This window comes from uncultured Turicibacter sp. (assembly GCF_938044715.1).
Lineage (GTDB): Bacteria > Bacillota_I > Bacilli_A > MOL361 > Turicibacteraceae > Turicibacter > Turicibacter sanguinis.
In genome coordinates, this window is sequence record NZ_CALIOS010000088.1 from 1 (window position 1) to 4,085 (window position 4,085).

Below are 4,085 nucleotides of genomic sequence, written 5' to 3' on the forward strand. Positions count from 1 at the left end.
AGAAATGGAAAAATCGTATTGGGGGAGTTAGTATGCTTTAGGAAATAAAAAAAGACTGATAGTTTTCCCACAACTATCAGTCTTAGGTAATAGATTATGAATTTAACAGCAAGGTGAAGTTAAAAAACTTCTTTTTTATTTTAACATTTTTGGAGAATAATGTCAAAAAACGGTGGCGAAAGTCCACCTATAACGTCCTTGTAATAGGTAGGAATAAGTCGGCCATTTTTTAAATAGCTGAAATAGTAAGTGTGGTGAGTGAAATGAATCCAGTGACAACAAGTGTGATTAAGCGTAAAAAATATTTATTTGATGATTACGACTATGAAGCAACTTATTTAAATCATTTAGAGAATTTGAGTGAGTCATTTGTTGATTCAGTATTTACCACTACTAGATATAGATTAAGCTATATGACAAAAACGATCCAAGCAGGAAATCAGTTTGAAGTAGAGATTTATCCGGTTTTTAAATATTCGCGAGATTTACCAGAAGGAATTGTTTTGAATAAAAAAGAAACGAGGGAGGCGCAGAAAAAGCTAGATGATAAAAAATCTAGAAAAAAATTAACACGGTTAGTTCATATGAATTTTTCTGAAGGTGATTATTGGGCGACCTTCACCTTTAGAAATGAGGATTTACCTCAAGGATTAAAAGATATGGCAAAGATTCGTGAGAATTTTTTTAAGAGATTGAATCGTCTGAGAAAGAAAAAAGGTCTAGATAATGCGAAATACATTTATGTGGAAGAGGAAGGAACCTATGGAACTGAACGATTTCACTTACATGTCATTATGGATCATGATTTAACGAAAGAAGAGGTTGAATCAAAATGGAAGCATGGACGTGTTAATATTCGAACGATTAATTATTACGGTGATGAAAGTTTAAGGGGATTATGTAACTATATCACTAAAGATCCTGAAACATATAAAAAAACAGCTTTCCGCGTGAAGGGGGCACGTACATGGGGACGTAGTAAAGGAAATCTAAAAGACCCTATTGAGCATAAGAATAAAACGAAGTTCAGCAAAAAGAAAGTGCTAGAAATGGCGAAGCATCGAGATGGAATTGGAGAAATGTTAGAACGTGCTTATCCTAACCGTCAATTTAAAGAGGTAGAAGTACGTTATAACGATTATAACGGACTCTTTTACATCTATGCCATCATGCAAGATAAACGAAATCGACGTGTGAGAAGGTGAGAGGATAATCATGTGGATAGAATGTCAAAAACTCTTAACCATGCTTAAAGAATATGAGGCGAAAACCTTAGAGTGGATTCAAGAACATGGAGAAGATCATCAAGAATTAACGGCTAAACTTCAAGAGGAACATTTAAGTCAAATTCAAGAATGGATTAAAACGTTGGAACAAATGAAACCAGGAACGATAGTAGAGGTGAGGTAAATGGATAAGTTCTGTAAGTTAGATTTACAAACGTTAGGAGAAATAAAGTTCATGTTTGAACAAGTGTTGAAAACAGGAGATATTCCTGTCGAACAAAAAGACAAAGCAAGGTTCTATGCCCGATATTGTGAACAGCTACAAATGAGAATCCAAAAACAAATGGAAATGGAGAGTAAAAAGTAGGAGGCAGTTATGCACTATCAAGTTGTGATTAAAAAAGACCATTACAACGGAAAAGGGAGCTACTTACGAGTATATGTGCCTGATGTAGAGATTCAAGACAAGTTCTTCAATAATGGACTCGCCACTGGAATGATACGACTAGATGACGGACGAATGATTTCTGCCGCACAAAGAGGACTTCTTTATTCCCTATTCAACGATATTCGAATATGGCGCGGTGATAGCCATAAAAAAATAGGAGTGGAAAAGGTAAAAGAAGAGCTAAAAGAAAGCTTTTGTATAGAGGCAAAGATTTCACACTTTAGTCTTTCGAATGTCTCGATGGAACTAGCGGGTGATTTTATAGATTATGTCTTAGACCTTACCTTTGTGAATGATATTCCACTAACGTTTAAGACGTTTGAAGTGGCCAAGACGGTTAAGAACTGGTCTTATCTTTGCTTCAAAAACCGAAAATGCACAGTTTGTGGTAAATCTCATGCAGTGGTTCATCATTTAGACACAGTGGGGATTGGAATGAACAGAAATAAAGTAGACCATAGTAAAATGCAACTCATTATGGTATGTCGTGAACATCATCAAGAAGCACACAACATAGGAGACGAGACGTTTTTAAGAAAACATAAGGTAGTGGGAATCTTTGTACCAGTTGCGACATTAAAGGCTTTAAATATCAGAGGAGATTACGGAGAGGAGGCTAATGTATGACATTAACAAAGAGTGAAGGCGATCAGTGGATTATTAAATATCAACAAGGGGAACTAGAATTTGATGAACTTTTTAAAAAGTTCGAAAAATTAATCCATGACTGTTTTTGGAGGTTCTTGAAAAAACATCAATGGGAGTGTCCAACACTTGAAAGCGAAGATTTAAAAAGCGTGTGTTACCTTGCATTCTATAAGAGTGCTAAAGGTTTCGACATTCGAAAAGGTTATGCCTTCTCAACTTATTTTTACAAAACGGCATATTTCAGCATGTTATACGAATATCAAAAGCACTTAGGAGAAAGACCGCTTAGCCTTGAATGGGAGGAAGAGAAACAGAATAATCTTTTAAACACTATAGGGGTTGATGGATTTAGTGAAGCAAGACGCTTAGAATGGCTGGAATATATGAAAGAGGTCATGGAAAGAAAGAAGTTCGAACCTAACATGGTCGAAGCTATTTTAATTCATTTAGAAACGAGAGAACCTCTTTATAAAGTGGCACCTAGGTATGGAATTTATCAAGTGAAGGCTAGTCGTTATTTAACGAAATTAAAAAAGGAATTACGAGTAGCGGGATAGGTGATAAAAATGACAGTTAAAGAGTATTTGGAGCTAAATCAAATGACACAGACTGAATTTGCTCGACAAATAGGAGTAACGATTGTCACAGTCAATAAACATCTTAAGCTAGGAACAAAGTTCAGAGATAAAAAGACTGTTTCAAAAATGAGAGCGTTAGGAATTGACGTAGAGTTGCATCAAGCGATAGGAAAGCAAGCCTTATCTGAGTTTATTTATCAAGAAAAATTACATATTGAAGAACATCCAATCGGTGAAATTTATTGTTATTCCTTAGAACGGGTTAATGAAGTCACGCAATATCTCAATCGGCGAAAGATTAGTTATTACATGAGGTCAATACATGACTATTGGATGGTGAAGTATGATACGACATTAAGGAGTGATGAGGTGTGATTAATAGAGTCGTTTTAGTCGGAAGATTAACACGAAATCCAGAGTTAAAATATACGGCGAATGGAATTGCGAATCTACAGTTTAGTTTAGCGGTGAATAGAAGCTATACAGGGGCTAATGGAGAAAAACAAGCTGATTTCATTAATTGTATGGCTTGGAGAGGAACGGCTGAGAACATGGCCAAGTTTTTAAAAAAGGGAGCCTTAATTGGCATTGAGGGACGAATTGAGACATCAAGCTACCAAGCGAACGATGGTTCAACACGATATAGCACTTATGTGGTCTGCGATCATGTTCAGTTCTTAGAATCAAAAAAATCACAAGGACAATCTCAATCACCACAACAAAAAGCGGGATTTCAAACACAACCCACGACATTTGACAGTCCTTTCTCACAACCAGGAACGAATCCATTTGACCCCAACTTCTCTGTACCACCAACTTATACACCAGGACAAAGCCAAGCTAGTAGCATGATTAACATCGACGATGATGATTTACCATTTTAATGAAAAAGGGGGATTTAATATGACATCATGGTTAGAAAAGGAGCGAATCAAGTTTAAATCAACACTGCCGACCTATACGGACTATAACCTAGTGACGCTAATGTCACTCCATAATGCGTCTAACTCCAAGAATAAAACCGCTCATTTGGTGGATTTATATGGTGTTCAATATGGAAAGATGGTTTATGAGGAGTGCTTAGAGGAATTATTTAATCGAAAAAGTGAATTATTGAAGGAGGTTTTAGTATGACCTGGATTAAAAAAGGCTATTGTCATTTATTAAACAATAGCACGAGTGAAT

Annotated in this window: 8 protein-coding genes; all 8 read left to right on the top strand. The window is 35.9% G+C overall.

The window, feature by feature from the left end:
• Positions 1 to 263 precede the first annotated feature (263 nt).
• Genes QWC74_RS09195 through QWC74_RS09230 form a run of 8 tightly spaced genes read left to right on the top strand, consistent with a single transcriptional unit; the run spans position 264 to position 4,034 of the window.
• Entirely contained in the window at positions 264 to 1,205 is a 942-nt protein-coding gene (locus QWC74_RS09195; RefSeq protein ID WP_155223206.1) for a hypothetical protein, read from the top strand.
• Positions 1,206 to 1,215: 10 nt separating this feature from the next.
• Positions 1,216 to 1,410 carry a hypothetical protein gene (locus tag QWC74_RS09200; RefSeq protein ID WP_288993988.1) on the top strand — a complete coding sequence of 65 codons (195 nt, stop codon included), beginning with the start codon at positions 1,216 to 1,218 and terminating at the stop codon, positions 1,408 to 1,410.
• Positions 1,411 to 1,593 (top strand): hypothetical protein, encoded by a 183-nt coding sequence (locus QWC74_RS09205; RefSeq protein WP_155230475.1) that lies wholly within the window; start codon positions 1,411 to 1,413, stop codon positions 1,591 to 1,593.
• Between the two features lie 9 nt (positions 1,594 to 1,602).
• On the top strand, positions 1,603 to 2,301 hold the full coding sequence (locus QWC74_RS09210; protein WP_288993989.1) for a putative HNHc nuclease: 699 nt from the start codon (positions 1,603 to 1,605) through the stop codon (positions 2,299 to 2,301).
• On the top strand, positions 2,298 to 2,879 hold the full coding sequence (locus QWC74_RS09215) for a sigma factor (RefSeq protein WP_272131396.1): 582 nt from the start codon (positions 2,298 to 2,300) through the stop codon (positions 2,877 to 2,879). Before QWC74_RS09210 ends, QWC74_RS09215 begins: the two co-directional genes overlap by 4 nt.
• Before the next feature lie 9 nt (positions 2,880 to 2,888).
• Positions 2,889 to 3,275, top strand: a complete 387-nt coding sequence (locus tag QWC74_RS09220; protein WP_288993990.1) for a helix-turn-helix transcriptional regulator — start codon at positions 2,889 to 2,891, stop codon at positions 3,273 to 3,275.
• On the top strand, positions 3,272 to 3,784 hold the full coding sequence (locus QWC74_RS09225) for a single-stranded DNA-binding protein (RefSeq protein ID WP_288993991.1): 513 nt from the start codon (positions 3,272 to 3,274) through the stop codon (positions 3,782 to 3,784). The genes QWC74_RS09220 and QWC74_RS09225 overlap by 4 nt, the downstream gene beginning before the upstream one ends.
• A 19-nt stretch (positions 3,785 to 3,803) precedes the next feature.
• Positions 3,804 to 4,034, top strand: coding sequence for a hypothetical protein (locus QWC74_RS09230; protein ID WP_155235041.1), 231 nt, complete (start codon positions 3,804 to 3,806; stop codon positions 4,032 to 4,034).
• Positions 4,035 to 4,085 lie beyond the last annotated feature (51 nt).